This is a genomic window from Mycobacterium palustre (assembly GCF_002101785.1).
GTDB lineage: Bacteria > Actinomycetota > Actinomycetes > Mycobacteriales > Mycobacteriaceae > Mycobacterium > Mycobacterium palustre.
In genome coordinates this window covers 46,158-64,093 of sequence record NZ_LQPJ01000008.1, presented here as the reverse complement: position 1 = coordinate 64,093, position 17,936 = coordinate 46,158, and the positions used below count along the sequence as shown (strand labels likewise).

Annotated in this window: 15 protein-coding genes; 7 read left to right on the top strand and 8 right to left on the bottom strand. The window is 70.8% G+C overall.

All coding sequences use genetic code 11. The annotated features are described in order from the left end of the window. Positions 1-1,019 (top strand): YncE family protein (locus tag AWC19_RS01135; protein WP_142280904.1); only part of this gene is annotated, 1,019 nt, incomplete at its 5' end. A gap of 462 nt (positions 1,020-1,481) precedes the next feature. Here the strand turns inward: AWC19_RS01135 and AWC19_RS01130 are convergent. The 7 genes from AWC19_RS01130 to mqo form a co-directional block, all read right to left on the bottom strand. Then, on the bottom strand, positions 1,482-3,074 hold the full coding sequence (locus AWC19_RS01130; protein ID WP_085076266.1) for an MFS transporter: 1,593 nt from the start codon (positions 3,072-3,074) through the stop codon (positions 1,482-1,484). Positions 3,075-3,096: 22 nt separating this feature from the next. Continuing rightward, positions 3,097-4,329, bottom strand: a complete 1,233-nt coding sequence (cobA, locus tag AWC19_RS01125) for a uroporphyrinogen-III C-methyltransferase (protein ID WP_085076265.1) — start codon at positions 4,327-4,329, stop codon at positions 3,097-3,099. A gap of 22 nt (positions 4,330-4,351) precedes the next feature. Then, positions 4,352-5,716, bottom strand: a complete 1,365-nt coding sequence (locus AWC19_RS01120) for a cobyrinic acid a,c-diamide synthase CobB (RefSeq protein ID WP_169718060.1) — start codon at positions 5,714-5,716, stop codon at positions 4,352-4,354. Between the two features lie 97 nt (positions 5,717-5,813). Continuing rightward, positions 5,814-6,428: a cob(I)yrinic acid a,c-diamide adenosyltransferase gene (gene cobO / locus AWC19_RS01115; RefSeq protein ID WP_085076263.1), complete on the bottom strand. Its 615-nt coding sequence runs from the start codon at positions 6,426-6,428 to the stop codon at positions 5,814-5,816. 11 nt (positions 6,429-6,439) lie between these two features. After that, positions 6,440-8,275 carry a magnesium chelatase subunit D family protein gene (locus AWC19_RS01110; RefSeq protein ID WP_085076262.1) on the bottom strand — a complete coding sequence of 612 codons (1,836 nt, stop codon included), beginning with the start codon at positions 8,273-8,275 and terminating at the stop codon, positions 6,440-6,442. Continuing rightward, positions 8,272-8,751: a GNAT family N-acetyltransferase gene (locus AWC19_RS01105; protein ID WP_085076261.1), complete on the bottom strand. Its 480-nt coding sequence runs from the start codon at positions 8,749-8,751 to the stop codon at positions 8,272-8,274. Before AWC19_RS01105 ends, AWC19_RS01110 begins: the two co-directional genes overlap by 4 nt. Further along, complete coding sequence (gene mqo / locus AWC19_RS01100; protein WP_085076260.1) at positions 8,748-10,244, bottom strand: malate dehydrogenase (quinone); 1,497 nt, start codon at positions 10,242-10,244, stop codon at positions 8,748-8,750. Before mqo ends, AWC19_RS01105 begins: the two co-directional genes overlap by 4 nt. Before the next feature lie 149 nt (positions 10,245-10,393). On the opposite strand from mqo, the gene AWC19_RS01095 reads away from it, so the two are divergent. Continuing rightward, the gene (locus AWC19_RS01095; protein ID WP_085076259.1) at positions 10,394-11,419 is read left to right on the top strand and encodes an alpha/beta hydrolase; all 1,026 of its coding nucleotides are present in this window, start codon (positions 10,394-10,396) and stop codon (positions 11,417-11,419) included. A gap of 10 nt (positions 11,420-11,429) precedes the next feature. Continuing rightward, positions 11,430-12,809, top strand: a complete 1,380-nt coding sequence (gene mtr / locus AWC19_RS01090) for a mycothione reductase (RefSeq protein ID WP_085076258.1) — start codon at positions 11,430-11,432, stop codon at positions 12,807-12,809. On the opposite strand, the gene AWC19_RS01085 is transcribed toward mtr, so the two are convergent. Beyond that, positions 12,792-13,232, bottom strand: a complete 441-nt coding sequence (locus AWC19_RS01085; RefSeq protein ID WP_142280905.1) for a Fur family transcriptional regulator — start codon at positions 13,230-13,232, stop codon at positions 12,792-12,794. The genes mtr and AWC19_RS01085 overlap by 18 nt on opposite strands. Before the next feature lie 166 nt (positions 13,233-13,398). On the opposite strand from AWC19_RS01085, the gene AWC19_RS01080 reads away from it, so the two are divergent. From AWC19_RS01080 to AWC19_RS01065, 4 genes are all read left to right on the top strand, one after another. Next, entirely contained in the window at positions 13,399-13,734 is a 336-nt protein-coding gene (locus tag AWC19_RS01080; RefSeq protein WP_085076256.1) for a hydrogenase maturation nickel metallochaperone HypA, read from the top strand. 200 nt (positions 13,735-13,934) lie between these two features. Beyond that, complete coding sequence (gene hypB / locus AWC19_RS01075; protein WP_085076275.1) at positions 13,935-14,705, top strand: hydrogenase nickel incorporation protein HypB; 771 nt, start codon at positions 13,935-13,937, stop codon at positions 14,703-14,705. Positions 14,706-15,003: 298 nt separating this feature from the next. Then, entirely contained in the window at positions 15,004-16,059 is a 1,056-nt protein-coding gene (locus AWC19_RS01070; RefSeq protein ID WP_085076255.1) for an NADH-quinone oxidoreductase subunit B family protein, read from the top strand. 72 nt (positions 16,060-16,131) lie between these two features. Beyond that, a complete protein-coding gene (locus AWC19_RS01065; protein WP_085076254.1) occupies positions 16,132-17,931 on the top strand; it encodes a nickel-dependent hydrogenase large subunit in 1,800 nt (599 codons plus the stop codon). The last annotated feature ends 5 nt before the right edge of the window (positions 17,932-17,936 follow it).

Below are 17,936 nucleotides of genomic sequence, written 5' to 3'. Positions count from 1 at the left end.
CGCGGGCGCCGTTGCTGTGGTCGGGCGGGCCTGGCGGGGCCGGCGGGATGGGCGGGACCGGCGCGGTCGGGGCCGCCGGCGCCCCAGCGGGCGGGTCCGGTGGTAGCGGCTTTGCCGGTGGTGTGGGTGGGGCCGGCGGGGCCGGGGGGGCCAGCTGGGGGCTATTCGGATCCGGTGGAGTCGGTGGTGCCGGTGGTGCCGGCGGCCTCGGGGGTGACGGCGGGGCCGGTGGCAGTGGTGGGACCTTCGGGGTGGCCGGCGGTGTCGGCGGCACCGGCGGTGGGGGTGGTCAGGCCGGGCCGGGCGGGGCCGGTGGGGCCGCGGGCATCTTGGGGTCAGGGCTGTTCGGGTTCGCCGGCGCGCCCGGTAGCACCGGTGTGGGCGGCACCGGCGGCAGTGGCGGTCATGGCGGGCTCGGCGGTGCGGCCACCTTCGGGTTTGCGGCTGCCGGCGGGGCCGGTGGGGCCGGTAGCGCTGGCAGCGGCGCCGTCGGCGGTGCCGGCGGTGCCGGCGGGGTCGGCGGGGCCGCGGGCACCGTCACCACCATCACCGGCTTCAACGGCCCGACCGGGGTCGCGGTCAACCCCGGCGGCGACATCTACGTCACCAACTTGGGTAACGGCTCGGTGTCGGTGATCGACCCCACCACCAACACCATCATCGGAAACCCCATCCCCGTCGGCACCGCTCCGTTCGGGGTGGCGGTCAATCCCGGCGGCGACGTCTACGTCACCAATTTCAGCGACGCCACGGTGTCGGTGATCGCCCCCACCACCAACACCATCACCGCCACCATCCCCGTCGGCTCGAATCCGTTCGGGGTGGCGGTCAACCCCGGCGGCGACGTCTACGTCACCAACACGGGCGGCACAGTGTCGGCGATCGACCCCGCCACCAACACCGTCACCGCCACCATCACCGTCGGCAGCGGCGCGTTCGGGGTGGCGGTCGACCCCGCCACCGGCGCCGTCTACGTCTGCAACCGGTTCGACAACACCGTGTCGGTGATTAGCGCGTAGCAATTTAGCGGTTCCTCAGCGGGGCGCGCCGCGTTCACCGGTGTGGGTGCGGCGGATTGCGGTGATCGCGGTGGGCCCGTGGCGGCGGCTTTACCCATCTTGTATTCAATCGACTGGGTATTCGATCGACCGTGGTTGGGACCCTCTGGGCCACAACGATCGTCGCGAACCGAGGGCGTTCGCATCCGGGTCGCCGCGCGGGCCTGCTGATGTCGGCGTCCCCACCACAGCATCGGTGAATTGGACTGGCTGGCCGTGATATTCATCCGCTCGGCGGCGCTCCTAGCGCTGTCTGCGCCGGGGATTCGGGCGATACGAGATTGGGACTCTGCGCTGGGTGATCGCCACGTCGCAGGTCCACCACTGGCATTACGCCCGCGAGTCGTCGATACGCTCTTTGCCCAAAGGCTATCTACGCCAACTCATTTGGCCGCTGCGTGCGGCCCGAAAACCGTCAGCGAGCTACAGCTCGCCGGCGTCGATGGCGTCCTTGACCTCCTGGGCGTGGGCGACCTGCTCGGGTGTATAGCCGATGAGCAGCGCCGCGCCGCCGACGATCACGGCCACCCCGGCCACCCACAGCAGCCCGTAGGTGCAGCCGTGATCCAGCGCCTGCAGTTGCGCGTCGTTCATGAACTTCACCGGGCCGTTGGTGCCGCCCAGGTACAAGGTGCGGGAGGTGATCACGGCCTGGATGACGGCCAGTACCAGCGGCCCGCCCAGGCTCTGCAGCATCAGCGCGATGGCAGACACCGGGCCGATCTGGTCGAAGCCGACACCGGCGATGGCCGACAGGGTCAGCGGGACCACGCAGATGCCGATCCCGATCCCGCCGACGACGATGGGCGCCACCAGGTTCGGGAAGTAGGGCACGCCGCGGTGCATGAAGAACGAGCCGTAAATCATCGCCCAGAACAGCAGCAGGCCGCCGCCGATCGTCAGCACCCGCGGGGAGAACCGGGACACCAGCTGCGAGGAGATGCCCAGCCCGATCCCCATCGCGATGACAAACGGGATGAAGCCGACGCCGGCCCGCAGCGCGCTGTAGCCGAGGATGTCCTGCACGTACAGGCCGATGCACACGGTCAGGCTGAACATGAGCCCGCCGGCCAAAAAGATCGCCACGAAGGTGACCAGCCGGTTGCGGTCGAAGAACAGGGCGAACGGCACCACCGGGTTTTCGGCGGTGCGTTCCACCACGACGAAGGCGAGCGCGGCGGCCAACGCGACGCAGGCGGAGCCGATGGTGGTGACCGAGATCCAGCCCCGTTCGGGGCCCATCGAGAAGGCGAACACCGCGGCGGTGCAGGCCAGCGTGGCCAGCATGGCCCCGGTGGCGTCCAGCTTCATGCGCTCGCGGTTGGTCTCGCGCAGCGCGGTGCGGGCCAGATAGATCATCACCAGCCCGATCGGGACGTTCACCAAAAACGCCAGCCGCCACGACACCTCGGTCAGCGCGCCGCCGACCACCAGGCCCATCACCGACCCGACCGCGGTCATGGCGGCGAACACCGCCGTCGCGGCGTTGCGGGCCGGCCCCTTGGGGAAGGTGGTGGCCACCAGCGCGAGGCCGGTCGGCGAGGCGATGGCCGACCCGATGCCCTGCAGCAGCCGCGCGATGACCATGGTCGCCTCGTCCCAGGCGACCGCGCACAGCACCGAGGAGATGGTGAACAGCGCGACGCCGACGATGAAGGTGCGCTTGCGGCCGATCGTGTCGCCGAGGCGCCCGCCGAGCAGCATCAGCCCGCCGAAGGTCAGCACATACGCGGTGATGACCCAGCTGCGGCCGGCGTCGGACAGGCTCAGGTCGTTCTGGATTTTAGGGAGCGCGACGATGGCGACGGTGCTGTCCATGGTGGCCAGCAGCTGCATGCCGCCGATGGCGATGACCGCCGCGATGAACCGCCAGGAAGGCAGCCACGCGGGGTAATACCGGCTGATGCGTGAGGTGGCGGTCTCCGCCGAGCGCGGGGCGCGCACCGGGGCCGGACGATCGGGGCGCGCCGCGGTCCAATTCTGGGCAGCGCGCTCGGTGTCGTTGAGAGCCGTCATAATGGATTACCTTACAGTAATCTTAAGATCCGTTTAAACGCCGAAAGCCGCTCAGGCCCACAACGGCACCGATCACGATGATCGCGGGAGGTCGGATCCCCTCGGCGCGGATCTTCTCCGGCGTGTCGGCGAGGGTGGCCCACAACGTGCGCTGGGCCGCCGTCGTCCCGTGTTGGACCACCAGCACCGGCGTATCCGCACGTCGGCCCCCCTTGAGCAGCACGTCGGCGAAAAGCTCGATGCGTTCGACGGCCATCAGCAAAACGATCGTGCCCGTCATCGCCGCCAGTGCGTCCCAATTCACTAACGATTCGGGGTGCCCCGGCGCAACATGGCCGCTGACCACGACGAATTCGTGGTTTATCGCCCGGTGCGTGACCGGGACGCCGGCCAGGGCCGGCACGCCTATGGCGCTCGTCACGCCGGGCACCACCGTCACCGGAATCCCGGCCTCGGCGCAGGCGAGCACCTCCTCGTAGCCGCGCGCGAACACGAACGGGTCCCCGCCCTTGAGGCGGACGACGAAGCTGCCCGAGCGCGCCCGTTCGATCATGACGTCGTTGATCGCGTCCTGGGCCATGGCCCGCCCGTACGGGATCTTGGCGGCGTCGATGACCTCGACGTGCGGTGGCAGCTCGGCGAGCAGCTCGGGCGGCGCCAGCCGGTCGGCGACCACCACGTCGGCGTGGGCGAGCAGGCGCCGGCCGCGCACGGTGATCAGCTCGGGGTCGCCGGGCCCGCCGCCGACCAGCGCCACCCCGCCGCGCACGACGTCCTCGCTGTCGGGGGTGTCCACGGTGACGACGCCGCGCTGCAGCGCCTCGCGGATCGCCGAGCGGATCGCCGCCGACCGGCGGTGCTCGCCGCCGGCCAGCACCCCGACCGACAGCCCGGCGTAGCTGAAGCTCGCCGGGGTCACCGCGGTGCCCTCGACGGCGACGTCGGCGCGGACGCAGAAGATGCGGCGGCGTTCGGCCTCGGCGACGACGGCCGCGTTGACCTCGGCGTCGTCGGTGGCCGCGATCGCGTACCAGGCGCCCTCCAGGTCGCCGTCGCGGTATTCGCGCAGCGACAGCACGATGCCGGCCATGGCTTCGACGGCGCGGGTCGCGGTGCGCGAGATGACGTGCACGTCGGCGCCGCTGGCGATGAGCAGCGGCAACCGGCGCTGCGCGACCGTGCCCCCGCCGACCACGACGACCTTCTTGCCGGCCAGCCGCAGCCCGGCCAGGTAGGCGCTTTCGGTCTCGGTCACCCGCCAAGCCTAGAAGCTGCGGTCAGCGGCCGCGGGCGGCGGCGTGTGCGACGAAACGCGCCACGGCGCCCGGCGCGGCCGCCGGGTGGGTGTGCAGGTATGACGCGTGCACCCCGGCGTGTACGACGCCCTCGCGCACGTCCGCTCCGTCGCCGCGGTACGCCCACGCGGGCCGGTAGCCCCCGGTGAAAGTGACCGCGGTCCGGTGGAATTCGTGCCCGACGGCCCGCTGGCCGACGGTGTAAAGCGGCGAATCGGTCGCGGCGACGGCGTCGCGGTAGGCCAGCGTGAGGCGCGGTGTCAACCGCGCCGATCCCGCGAGCACCCCGCACATCGGGCGCCCGTCAAGATCGGAGGCCAAATAGATCAGCCCCGCGCATTCGGCGTGCACCGGCGCCCCGGCGGCGGCCAGCTCGCGGATCTGGCGGCGGACGGCGTGGTTGGCCGACAGCTCGGCGGTGAACTGCTCGGGGAAGCCGCCGGGCAGCAGCACGGCGCCGGCGCCGTCGGGCAACGCGTCGGCCAAGGGGTCGAACTCGGCCACGTCGGCGCCGGCGGCGCGGAGCAGCTCGGCGTGTTCGGCGTAGCCGAAGCTGAACGCCTTGCCGGTGGCCATCGCGACGACCGCCCGGCCGGGCCGGCCCTGCCCCACCGCCGCGGCGGGGTCCCACGGCGCGTCGGCGCACCCGCACCCCGCGGCCGCGACGACGGCGGCCAGGTCGACGTGCGCGGCCACCAGGGCGGTCATCGCCTCGACCGCGGCCCGCGCGCGGCGGCCGTACTCGACGGCCGTGACGAGGCCGAGATACCTTGAGGGAACCTCTAATTCGGCGGTGCGCGGAATGGCGCCCAGCACCGGGACGCCGGCCCGCTCGCACGCCTGCCGCAGCACCTGTTCGTGGCGGGCCGAACCGACCCGATTGAGGATCACGCCGCACACCCGGGTCGCGGCGTCGAACGTCGAAAAGCCGTGCAGCAGTGCGGCGATGCTGTGGCTTTGGCCGCGCGCGTCGACCACCAGGATCACCGGGGCGCCCAGCAGGCGGGCGACGTGGGCGGTGGAGCCGGCCGCGGGGGCGGTCACGGTGGTGCCGATGCGCCCGTCGAAGAGGCCCATCACGCCTTCCACCACGGCGATGTCGGCGCCGGCGGCGCCGTGGGCGTACAGCGGCCCGATCAGCCGCTCCCCCACCAGCACCGGGTCGAGGTTGCGGCCCGGCCGCCCGGCGGCCAGGCCGTGGTAGCCGGGGTCGATGAAGTCCGGGCCGATTTTGAACGGCGCCACCGCGTGGCCGGCCCGCCGCAACGCCCCGATCAAACCCGTTGCCACCGTGGTCTTTCCGCTGCCCGACGCGGGCGCGGCGATGACGACCGCGGGGACGTTCACCACCGCCCCCGCATCGACCGCGAGCGAGCGTGTTTGCACGGCGACACGCCGCGGGGCGCGTCATTCTGCGCACGCTCGCGCGCCGGTGCGGGGACGTTCACCACTCGATGCCCTTCTGCCCCTTGCGGCCGGCGTCCATGGGGTGCTTGACCTTGGTCATCTCGGTGACCAGGTCGGCGGCCTCGGCCAGCCGCGGCGGGGCGTCACGCCCGGTGATCACGACGTGCTGGTGACCGGGCCGGGCCAGCAGGGCGGCCACCACGGCGTCGACGTCGACCCAGCCCCACTTCAGCGGGTAGGTGAACTCGTCGAGCACGTAGAAGTCGTGGCGCTCGGCCGCGAGCCTTCGCGCGATCTCGGCCCAGCCGTCGGCCGCGGCGGCGGCGTGGTCGACGTCGCTGCCGGCCTTGCGGGCCCACGACCAGCCCGCGCCCATCTTGTGCCACTCGACGGGCCCGCCGATCCCGTCCCGCTCGTGCAGCTCGCCGAGCCGGGCGAAGGCCGCCTCCTCGCCGACCTTCCACTTGGCGCTCTTGACAAACTGGAACACGGCCACGCTCAGGCCGGCGTTCCAGGCCCGCAACGCCATGCCGAACGCGGCCGTCGACTTGCCCTTGCCGGGCCCGGTGTGCACCGCCAGCACGGGCGTGTTGCGCCGGGCCCGGGTGGTCAGGCCGTCGTCGGGCACCTGCAGCGGTTTTCCTTGTGGCATCGGCGGTTACCTCAGGCGACGCTGCGCACGGCGCGCGTCAGATGGTCGGCGCGCAATTGCTCCAGCCGTACCGCGGGCGCGCCGAGCTGGCGGGCGAGTTGGCCGGCCAATCCCAGCCGCACATATGACGTCTCGCAGTCGACGACCACGGCGGCCGCACCTTCGGCGGCCAGCCGGGCCGCCGCGATCCTGCTGCGCCCCAACGGATCTGGGCCGCCGGTGGCGCGGCCGTCGGTGAGCACCACCACCAGCGGGCGGCGCGCGCGGTCGCGCGCCCGTTCCCGGATGATCAACTCGCGGGCGGCCAGCAGGCCCTCGGCCAGCGGGGTCTTGCCGCCGGTGTCGAAGCGGGCCAGCCGCCGGCCGGCGATGTGCGCCGACGACGTCGGCGGCAGCAGCAGCCGCGACCGCTGCCCGCGGAACGTGATGACCGCGACCTTGTCGCGGCGCTGGTAGGCGTCGCGCAGCAGCGACAGGGTGGCGCCGCTGACCGCGCCCATCCGGTCGCGGGCGGCCATCGACCCCGAGGCGTCGACGACGAAGATCACCAGGTTGCCCTCGCGCCCTTCGCGGATGGCGCGGCGCACGTCGCCCGGCCCGGGCCGCAGCGGGCCGGCCCCGGCGCGCTCGGCGGCCGACAGCAGGGTGGCGAACAGGTGCAGCCCGTGCCCGGCGGCGTCGTCCCCGACAGTGCCCTCAGCGGCCGCGATCACGCTGCCGGAGGCGTTGCGGGCCCGCGACCGCCGCCCCGGGGCGCCCGCGCCGACGCCGGGCACGGTCAGCGCCCGGGTGCGGAACGTCTGCGACGGGGGCGCGCTGGGTCTCGTAGCCGTATGCGGCTTCGAATCTGGTTGTGCGTCAACGGGATCCACGCCGTTGCCGCCGCCCGGCGGGTCGGGTTCGGGCTCGGGCGGCGGGTCGTCGCCGCCGGCGCGGGCTAAAGCTTCGTCCAGCTGGTCGCGGTCGATGCCGGGATCGTCGAAGGGGTCGCGGCGGCGCCGATGCGGCAGGGCCAGCTCGGCGGCCACCCGGACGTCCTGCTCGGTCACGGCGCCGGCCCCGCGCCAGGCGGCGTGTGCGACGGCGGTGCGGGCCACCACCAGGTCGGCCCGCATGCCGTCGACGTCGAACGCCGCGCACAGCGCCGCGATGCGCCGTAACTCGTTGTCGGGCAACGCGACGTCGTCGACCAGTGCGCGCGCGGCGGCGATCCGGCGGGCCAGCTCGGCGTCGGCCTCGGCGTGGCGCTCGGCGAACGCGTCGGGGTCGGCCTCGTAGGCCATCCGCTGCCGGATCACCTGCATGCGGACCTCGACGTCGCGGGACGCGTGCACGTCGACGGTGAGGCCGAACCGGTCCAGCAGTTGCGGGCGCAGTTCGCCCTCTTCGGGATTCATCGTGCCGATCAGCACGAACCGGGCCTCGTGCGAATGCGAGATGCCGTCGCGCTCGACGTGCACCCGTCCCATCGCCGCCGCGTCGAGCAGCACGTCGACCAGGTGGTCGTGCAGCAGGTTGACCTCGTCGACGTAGAGCACGCCGCCGTGGGCGCGGGCCAGCAGCCCAGGCGAAAACGCGTGCTCGCCGTCGCGCAGCACCCGCTGCAAATCCAGGGAGCCGATCACCCGGTCTTCGGTTGCGCCCAAAGGCATTTCGACGAGACCGGTCCCCTTGCCCCCGGTCGCCGCGGACAGCAGCGCCGCCAGCCCCCGCACCGCCGTCGACTTCGCGGTGCCCTTCTCGCCGCGGATCAGCGCGCCGCCGATCTCGGGGCGCACCGCGCACAGCAGCAGCGCCAGGCGCAGCTGGTCCTGCCCGACGATGGCGCTGAACGGGTACGGCTTCACGGCAGCTCCGCCTGGGGTGGCAACGGGCGAGCGGGTTTCAGCATGGGCACGTGCGGGATCCCGTCGTCGACGAAATCGTCGCCGTCGCGCACGAATCCGTGCTGGGCGTACATGTCGGCCAGGTAGGTTTGCGCGTCGATCCGGCACGGGTAGTCGCCGACCTCGGCCAGCGCCGCGCGCAGCAGCCGCGTGGTGTGGCCCTGGCCGCGGGCGCTGCGCTTGGTGCACAGCCGGCCGATCCGGAACGCCTTCTCGCCCCCGGCATGCTCCTCCATCAGCCGCAGGGTGCAGATCACCTCGCCGTCGGGCGTTTCCAGCCAGAAGTGCCGCGTCTCGGCGAGCAGGTCGCGCCCGTCGAGCTCCGGGTACGGGCAGGCCTGTTCGACGACGAACACCTCCACCCGCAGCTTGAGCAGCTCGTAGAGGGTCGCGGCGTCGAGGTCTTTCGACCAGCTGCGGCGCAACGTTTCGGTCATGAGCGCACCCGCGGCTCCAGTTGCAACACCTTGGTCCCCCACAACCACACCTCGTCGAACAGCTTTGGCTCATTGGACAACTCCACGCCCAGCGACGGCACCATCTCCTTCAAGGTGGGCAACCACGACCGGTACCGGCCGGAAAAGCAGCGCGCCAGCACGTCGAGCATGGCCGAAACGGCGGTCGACGCCCCCGGGGAGCCGCCCAGCAGCCCGGCGATGCTGCCGTCGGCGGCGGCGAGCACGGTCGTGTCGAAGTCGAGCACCCCGCCCCTGCGCCTGTCCCGCCGGATCACCTGCACCCGCTGGCCGGCGACCGTCAGCTCCCAGTCGGAATCGGCGGCGCTGGGGACGAATTCGCGCAGCGCGCGCACCCGGTCGGCCTCGGAGAGCCGCAGCTGGCCGATCAGGTAGTTGACCAGCCTCAGCTGGGTGATTCCAACGCCGAGCATCGACAGCGCGTTGTCCGGCCTGATCGAGCGGGGCAGGTCGCTGAAATGGCCGTGCTTCAAGAACTTCGGCGACCAGCCGGCATACGGCCCGAACACCAGCCACGCCTTGCCGTTGACGAGGCGAAGATCGAGGTGCAGGGCGCCCAGCGGCGGCGCTCCCGGCGCCGGGACGCCGTAGACCTTGGCGCGGTGGGCGGCGGTGAGCGCGGGCTTGCCGGCGCGCAGAAAGCGGCCGCCGATCGGGAAGCCGGCGAAGCCCTTGACCTCGCCGACGCCCGACCGCTGCAGCAACCGCAGCGCGTCGCCGCCGGCGCCGACGAAGACGAATCCGGCGTCCAGCCGCCGCTTTTCACCGGTGCGGCGGTTGCGAACGAGCAGGGTCCAGGTGCCGTCGGACTGGCGGGTCAGGGTGCGGACCTCGTGGCCGAAGAGCGCGGTGGCGCCGCCCCGCACGCAGAAGGCGACGAGCTGTCGTGCGAGCGCGCCGAAGTCGACGTCGGTGCCGTCGGGGGCCCAGTTGAGCGCGACCGGCTCCGAGAAGTCGCGCCCGGCGGCCATCAGCGGCAGCCGGCGCGCGAACTCGTCCGGGTCGTCGATCAGCTCGGTGCGCGCGAACAGCGGGTTGCCGGCCAGCGCCCGGCGGCGGCGCCGCAGGTAGTCGACGCCGTGCGCCCCGCGCACGAAGCTGACGTGCGGGATCGGGTTGCAGAAGCCGCGGTCTGTCAGGATGCCGTTGTCGACGGCGTACGCCCAGAACTGGCGGGTCACCTGGAACTGCTCGTTGATGCGGACGGCCTTGCCGATGTCGATCGACCCGTCGGGGCGCTGCGGGGTGTAGTTCAGCTCGCACAGCGCCGAGTGCCCGGTGCCGGCGTTGTTCCACGGGTCGCTGCTCTCCCCGGCGACGGCGTCCAGCCGCTCGATGAAGGTGATCGACCACTGCGGTTCCAGCCGCCTCAGCAACGCCCCGAGCGTGGCGCTCATGATCCCGGCGCCCACCAGCACGACGTCGGAGCGTGCCGTCCTGGCTAGCTGTGACACCGGATCGCTGGTCCTTCCCTCGCAGAACGCCGGTCCCAGGTTATCCCGCCGCGATCGGAGGCTCTGACGTCGTGCGGCCTCCCCGTGGCCAGCAACACCTTTAAGCTGGCCTCGTGACTGGCGGGGTGACTGGCGGGGCGACCGGCTGGGTGCCCGATGTGCTGCCCGACTATTGGCAGCGCACGATCCCGCTGGGGGCCGACCCGGCCGGCGAGGGCGACATCGTGGCAACGCTGGTCCGTCGCGGCGAGCCCGCCAAGGCGCGTGGCTCGTCTTGGACCCGCCACGCGGTGCTGGCCGTGCACGGCTACACCGACTACTTCTTCAACACGGCGCTGGCCGATCACTTCGCGGGCCGGGGCTTCGCCTTCTACGCGCTGGACCTGCAGAAGTGCGGCCGCTCGCGCCGCGACGGGCAGACCCCCCACTTCATCACCGACCTGGCCCACTACGACGCCGAACTTAAACGCGCCCTGTCGATCCTCCAGGAAGACGGCCCCGCCCGGGTGCTGGTGTACGGCCACTCCTCGGGCGGGCTCGTCGTGTCGCTGTGGCTGGACCGGTTGCGCCGGCGCGATCCGGCGGCGCACGCCACCGTCGGCGGCCTGGTGCTCAACAGCCCGTTCCTGGACCTGCGGGGCCCGGCGGTGCTGCGCCTGCCGGTCACCACGGCGCTGCTGGCCGGCCTGTCCCGGGTGCGGTCCAAGGGCGTGGTGCGCTCGCCCGCCGTGGGCGGCTACGGGACCACCCTGCACCGCGACTACCACGGCGAGTTCGATTACAACCTGCAGTGGAAACCGGTGGGCGGCTTCCCCATCACCGCGGGGTGGTTGCACGCGATCCGCCGCGGCCACGCCCGGCTGCATCGCGGGCTCGACGTGGGGGTGCCGAACCTGATCCTGCGCTCGGATCACACCGTCCGCGAATCCGACGATCCGGCGGCCATGCAATGCGGCGACGCGGTGCTCGACGTCGCCCAGATCGCCCGGTGGGCCGGCTGCATCGGGAACCGCAGCACCATCGTGCCGGTCACCGACGCCAAGCACGACGTCTTCCTGTCGATCGCGGGCCCGCGCGAGGCGGCCTACCGCGAACTCGACGCGTGGCTCGACGCCTACCTGCGCACCGACCGCACCGGCGACAGCCGAGCCTCGGCGCTTGCGTGGAAGGAGTGACGGCCTGGACATGGAAACCTACGACATCGCGATCATCGGAACCGGCTCGGGCAACAGCATTCTCGACGACCGCTACGCCCGCAAGCGGGCCGCGATCTGCGAGCAGGGCGCCTTCGGTGGGACGTGCCTGAACGTCGGGTGCATCCCGACGAAGATGTTCGTCTACGCCGCCGAGGTCGCCGCGACGGTTCGCGGCGCGGCCCGGTACGGCATCGACGCCCACGTCGACCGGGTGCGCTGGGACGACATCGTCTCGCGCGTCTTCGGCCGCATCGACCCGATCTCGATGAGCGGTGCGGACTATCGGCGCGCGTCCCCCAACGTCGACGTCTACCCCCAGCACGCCCGGTTCGGGCCGGTGCAACCCGACGGCCGCTACCTGTTGCGCACCGACGCCGGAGAGGAATTCGCCGCCGACCAGGTGGTCATCGCGGCGGGTTCGCGCCCGGTGATCCCGGCCGCGATCCTGGCCTCCGGCGTCCGCTACCACACCAGCGACACCATCATGCGGATCGCCGAGCTGCCCGAGCACCTCGTGATCGTCGGAAGCGGTTTCGTGGCAGCCGAATTCGCGCACGTGTTCGCCGCGCTGGGGGTGCGGGTCACGTTGGTGATCCGGGGCGCCACCATGCTGCGCCACTTCGACGACACCATTTGCGAACGATTCACCCGCATCGCCTCGACCAAGTGGGAGCTGCGCACGCACCGCAACGTCGTGGCGGCGGCGAACCGCGGCCCCGGCGTGGCGCTCGAGCTCGACGACGGTTCGGTGATCGACGCCGATCTGCTCCTGGTGGCCACCGGCCGGGTATCCAACGCCGACCTGCTCGACGCCGAGCAGGCGGGCGTCGACGTCGAGAACGGCCGCGTGGCGGTCGACGAATACCAACGGACCTCGGCGCGCGGCGTTTTCGCGCTCGGCGACGTCTCCTCGCCGCATCAGCTCAAGCACGTCGCCAATCACGAGGCCCGCGTGGTGCAACACAACCTGCTGTGCGACTGGGACGACACCGACGCCATGGTGCGGACCGATCACCGCTTCGTGCCGTCGGCGGTGTTCACCGACCCGCAGCTGGCGACCGTCGGGTTGACCGAAAACCAGGCCATCGCAAGGGGATTCGACATCACCGTGGCCATCCAGGACTACGGCGACGTCGCGTACGGCTGGGCGATGGAGGACACCACCGGCATCGTCAAGCTCATCGGCGAGCGCAACAGCGGCTGCCTGCTGGGCGCCCACATCATGGGCCACCAGGCCTCGTCGATCATCCAGCCGCTGATCCAGGCGATGAGCTTCGGGCTGACCGCCCGCGAGATGGCGCGCGGCCAGTACTGGATCCACCCGGCGCTGCCCGAAGTGGTCGAAAACGCGCTACTCGCCCTGTGCTGAGCCGCCGCCGCCCTGACACCGCGGGCACAACCCGCGCAGCGTGAGGCCCGCGGCCTCCGACAGGGCGAACGAACTGCCCGCCATCGCGTGCTCGAGCGCGGAGCTCAGCTGCCGGGCGGGCACCTCGATGATCGACCCGCACCGCGTGCACACCGCGTGGTGGTGCGGGGCGGTGGCCAGGCCGTAGGTGGTGATGCCGCCGTCGAGGGTGAGCGCGTGCAGCAGGCCCTGCTCGACCAGCGTGGTCACCGTGCGATAGATGGTCGCCACGTCGGGCGGCTGGGTGCCGGGCGGCAGGCAGGCCCGCACCCGCCGGTGGATCTCGGCCACCGGCAGGTGCCCGTTGACCGGCTCGAGCACCGCCAGCACCTGGATCCGCGACGCCATCCGCCGCAGCCCGCGGGCGCGCAGGAAGTCACCCATCCGCTCGGTGACGGCGGGGTCCAGGGCCGACGGCTTGGGCGTCACCCGTTCAGTGTCGCGCCCCGCACCCGCGATTGCCAGTTATCGCCGGAACCGTGGCCGGCCGGCCGTCGCGGTGTAGACAGTGCTCATGGGCGAAGCTTCCGGCGGGCACGGGTGAGGCGCGATGCATGAGCTGTCGCTGTGCCAGGCGATCGCCGGCGTGGTCAAAAGCCACGCCGGCGACCGGCACGTCGACGTGGTGCGGGTGCGGATCGGGGCGCTGCGCCAGGTGGTGCCGGAATCGCTGGCGTTCTGCTGGACGCTGGTCCGCGACGCCGAGGACATGCCGGACGCCGAACTGGAGCTCGAGTGCGTGGGCGCGGAAGTCAAATGCCGGTCCTGCGGGCGGCACTCGGCGATCACCTCGGCCTGGTCCATCTGGTGCCCGCGGTGCGACAGCTCCGATGTAGAGGTGTTGCACGGCAACGAGTTTCTGGTGACCTCGCTCGACGTCTCCTAGAGCACCCGCTCGCTTGAGCGTTGCCGGCGGCGCGTGGCCGTCGCTTTGTCCGCGCGGCTTCAAAGCGGTCCTGGGCCGCAGGCATTGCGTTATCGGTCACCGGGTTTCGCCGATCGGTCGGCCGGCGGACCCTCGGGGCTTTCGCCGGGCGTTAGGATTTCGGCATGCGCTTTGCGAATCCAGACTGAATGGATTGCATGATGGGTAGATTTCACCGCCACGACGACGGGGCCGTGCACACCCACGGACGCGACGAGCCGGGCCACGGGCACGGCGACCACGGCGGCTACCGAACGGGCGCGCAGCGCATCGACGTGCTCGAGGCGATCTTCGCCGAAAACGACCTTCTCGCCGAAACCAACCGGGCGGCATTCGACAGCAACGGGATCCGCACGCTGAACCTGATGAGCTCCCCCGGGTCGGGAAAGACGACCATCCTGGCGGCCACGCTCGACGAGCTGGCCGCCGAATTGGCCATCGGCGTGATCGAAGGCGACATCGCCACCGACCTCGACGCGGCCAAGCTCGGCGGCCGCGGCGCCCAGGTGTCGTTGCTGAACACCAGCAACGGGTTTGGCGGCGAATGCCACCTGGACGCGCCGATGGTCAACCGGGCGCTGCCGGGCCTCGACCTGTCCCGCCTGGACCTGGTGATCATCGAGAACGTCGGCAACCTGGTCTGCCCGGCGGAGTTCGACGTCGGCGAGCACGCCAAGGCGATGGTGTACTCCGTGACCGAGGGTGAGGACAAGCCGCTGAAGTACCCGGTGATGTTCCGGGCGGTGGATGTGGTGCTGCTGAACAAGATTGACCTGGTGCCGTACCTGGATGTCGACGTGGACAGCTGCATGGCGCACGTGCGCAAAGTCAACGCGACCGCCACCATCCTGCCGGTCAGCGCGCGCACCGGAGCCGGCATGGGCGCCTGGTTCGGGTGGCTGCGGCGCTTCGTGCGCGAGCCCGATTCCTGATGCGGCCCGGTCGCGGGATGACTTTCCTGCGAACCGCTCGCATGAGGGCCGAAGCGCCGTTGCCGTGCGGGCACACCCGTCGCCGAGCGGTGCCATCGCGCGCCGGAATCCGCTGCGGTGCAAGGGGTTGCGGCCCTCGCCGAAACCTATGGAACCGCTGTGTGGCTGCCGGCGATCCGCGGACCGTTGACAACGCTGGACGGCGGGAGTAGACCCAGATTCAGCGCTGCGCAAGTGGGCCGATGGTCGACTCCGGCGGCGCGAGGAGCCATTCAGCCCGGCTCCGGAAAGCTGCAACATGCCAACGGAAGCGGCGGTCAAAGCGGAAGAAACATTGATTCACGTTCTATGGATCAATGCGGGGCTAAGTTGCGACGGCGATTCGGTGGCGTTGACTGCCGCCACCCAACCCAGCGTCGAGGAAATCGCCCTCGGCGCGCTCCCGGGCCTGCCCAAGGTCGCGGTGCACTGGCCCCTGATCGATTTCGAGTGCGGGCCCAGCGGGGGGGCCGACGACTTTCTCGCCTGGTTCTTCAAGGCCGACCGCGGCGAGCTGGAGCCCTTCGTCCTCGTCGTCGAAGGGTCGATCCCCAACGAGAAAATCAAGGACGAGGGCTACTGGTGCGGCTTCGGCAACGACCCGGCCACCGGCCAGCCGATGACCACCAGCGAGTGGCTGGACCGGTTGGCGCCCAAGGCCACCGCGATCGTGGCGGTGGGCACCTGCGCCACCTACGGCGGCATCCACGCGATGGCCGGCAATCCGACCGGGGCGATGGGCGTGCCGGACTACCTCGGATGGGGCTGGAAGAGCAAGGCCGGCATTCCGATCGTCTGCGTCCCGGGCTGCCCGATCCATCCCGACAACCTGTCGGAGACGCTGACCTACCTGCTCTACATGGCCACCGGCCAGGCGCCGATGATCCCGCTCGACGACGCGCTGCGCCCGACGTGGTTGTTCGGCAAGACCGTGCACGAGGGCTGTGACCGTGCCGGCTACTACGAGCAGGGCGATTTCGCCCACGAGTACGGGTCCCCGAAATGCATTGTCAAGCTTGGCTGTTGGGGGCCCGTCGTGAAGTGCAACGTGCCCAAGCGGGGCTGGATCAACGGCGTCGGGGGTTGCCCCAACGTCGGCGGCATCTGCATCGGGTGCACCATGCCGGGCTTCCCGGACAAGTTCATGCCGTTCATGGACGAGCCGCCGGGCGGCAAGATCTCCAGCGCGGCGTCGGGACTCTACGGGGGCGTGATCCGCAGCCTGCGCAACATCACCGGCCGCACCCTCGACAAGGAACCGCGCTGGCGCCACAACGGCGACCAACTCACCACCGGGGCGCGCCGCACCTGGTAGGTCGGCGCCCCACCTCAGTTCGTACCGGAGCCGTCGGGCGGCACCACAGCCTAAAGCGGAGAGAAGATTGCTATGACAACCATCGTTCCCGAGCCGACACACGCCACCCGCGAACCCGGCCAGCTCGTCGAGATGGCGTGGGACCCGATCACCCGGATCGTGGGCAGCCTCGGCATCTACACCAAGATCGACTTCGAGAACAAAGAGGTCGTCGAGTGCCACAGCACGTCGTCGATCTTCCGCGGCTACTCGATCTTCATGAAGGGCAAGGACCCCCGCGACGCCCACTTCATCACCAGCCGCATCTGCGGCATCTGCGGCGACAACCACGCCACCTGTTCGTGTTACGCGCAGAACATGGCCTACGGGGTCAAGCCGCCGCACCTCGGTGAGTGGATCGTCAACCTCGGCGAGGCCGCGGAATACATGTTCGACCACAACATCTTCCAGGAGAACCTGGTCGGGGTGGACTTCTGCGAGAAGATGGTCGCCGAGACCAACCCGAGCGTGCTGTCACTGGCGGAGAAGACCCCGGCACCGCACGCCGACGCGCACGGGTACTCCACGATCGCCGACATCATGCGCTCGCTCAACCCGTTCAGCGGCGAGTTCTACCGGGAAGCCCTGCAGACCAGCCGCTACACGCGAGAGATGTTCTGCCTCATGGAGGGTCGCCACGTGCACCCCTCCACGCTGTACCCCGGCGGGGTCGGCACGGTGGCGACCATCCAGCTGATGACGGACTACATGACGCGGCTGATGCGCTACGTCGAGTTCATGAAGAAGGTCGTCCCCATGCACGACGACCTGTTCGACTTCTTCTACGAAGCGCTGCCCGGTTACGAGAAGGTGGGGCTGCGCCGCACCCTGCTCGGCTGCTGGGGCTCCTTCCAGGACCCCGAGGTGTGCAACTTCGAATACAAGGACATGGAGCGCTGGGGCAACGCGATGTTCGTCACGCCGGGCGTGGTGGTCGACGGCAAGCTGGTCACCCACTCGCTGGTGGACATCAACCTCGGCATCCGGATCCTTTTGGGCAGTTCGTATTACGACGACTGGACCGACCAGGAGATGTTCGTGCAACGCGACCCGCTGGGCAACCCGATCGACCGGCGCCACCCCTGGAACCAGCACACCAACCCGCATCCGCAGAAGCGGGACATGGACGGGGGCAAGTACAGCTGGGTGATGTCGCCGCGCTGGTTCGACGGCAAGGACCACCTGGCCCTGGACACCGGCGGCGGCCCGCTGGCGCGGTTGTGGTCGACGGCGCTGGCCGGGCTCGTCGACATCGGCTACGTGAAGGCGACCGGCGACAGCGTCAAGATCAACCTGCCCAAGACCGCGCTCAAGGGCCCGGTGGAGCTGGAGTGGAAGATCCCGAAGTACGGCAGCAACACGATCGAACGCGACCGGGCCCGCACCTACTTCCAGGCGTATGCGGCGGCGTGCGCGTTGCACTTCTCCGAGAAGGCCCTCGCCGAGATCCGCGCCGGGCGCACCAAGACCTGGGAGCGCTTCGAGGTGCCCGACGAGGCCATCGGCTGCGGGTTCACCGAGGCGGTGCGCGGGGTGCTCAGCCACCACCTGGTGATCCGCGACGGCAAGATCGCCAATTACCACCCGTACCCGCCCACCCCGTGGAACGCCAACCCGCGCGACAGCTACGGGACGCCCGGCCCGTACGAGGATGCGGTGCAGGGCCAGCCGATCTTCGAGGAGAACAGCCGGGAGAACTTCAAGGGCATCGACGTCATGCGCACGGTGCGCAGCTTCGACCCGTGCCTGCCGTGCGGTGTGCACATGTATCTGGGAAAGGGCAAGACCCTGGAGAGACTGCACACGCCCACCCAGTCCCCCGTCGGGGCGTGATTAAA

What these genes read in the sequence shown, in the direction of transcription:
- AWC19_RS01130 (WP_085076266.1), bottom strand. Translation starts at nt 3,074, where the DNA reads ATGACGGCTCTCAACGACACCGAGCGCGCTGCCCAGAATTGGACCGCG.
- cobO (WP_085076263.1), bottom strand. Translation starts at nt 6,428, where the DNA reads ATGCCACAAGGAAAACCGCTGCAGGTGCCCGACGACGGCCTGACCACC.
- AWC19_RS01105 (WP_085076261.1), bottom strand. Translation starts at nt 8,751, where the DNA reads ATGACCGAAACGTTGCGCCGCAGCTGGTCGAAAGACCTCGACGCCGCG.
- mtr (WP_085076258.1), top strand. Translation starts at nt 11,430, where the DNA reads ATGGAAACCTACGACATCGCGATCATCGGAACCGGCTCGGGCAACAGC.
- AWC19_RS01085 (WP_142280905.1), bottom strand. Translation starts at nt 13,232, where the DNA reads ATGGGTGACTTCCTGCGCGCCCGCGGGCTGCGGCGGATGGCGTCGCGG.
- AWC19_RS01080 (WP_085076256.1), top strand. Translation starts at nt 13,399, where the DNA reads ATGCATGAGCTGTCGCTGTGCCAGGCGATCGCCGGCGTGGTCAAAAGC.
- hypB (WP_085076275.1), top strand. Translation starts at nt 13,935, where the DNA reads ATGGGTAGATTTCACCGCCACGACGACGGGGCCGTGCACACCCACGGA.
- AWC19_RS01070 (WP_085076255.1), top strand. Translation starts at nt 15,004, where the DNA reads ATGCCAACGGAAGCGGCGGTCAAAGCGGAAGAAACATTGATTCACGTT.
- AWC19_RS01065 (WP_085076254.1), top strand. Translation starts at nt 16,132, where the DNA reads ATGACAACCATCGTTCCCGAGCCGACACACGCCACCCGCGAACCCGGC.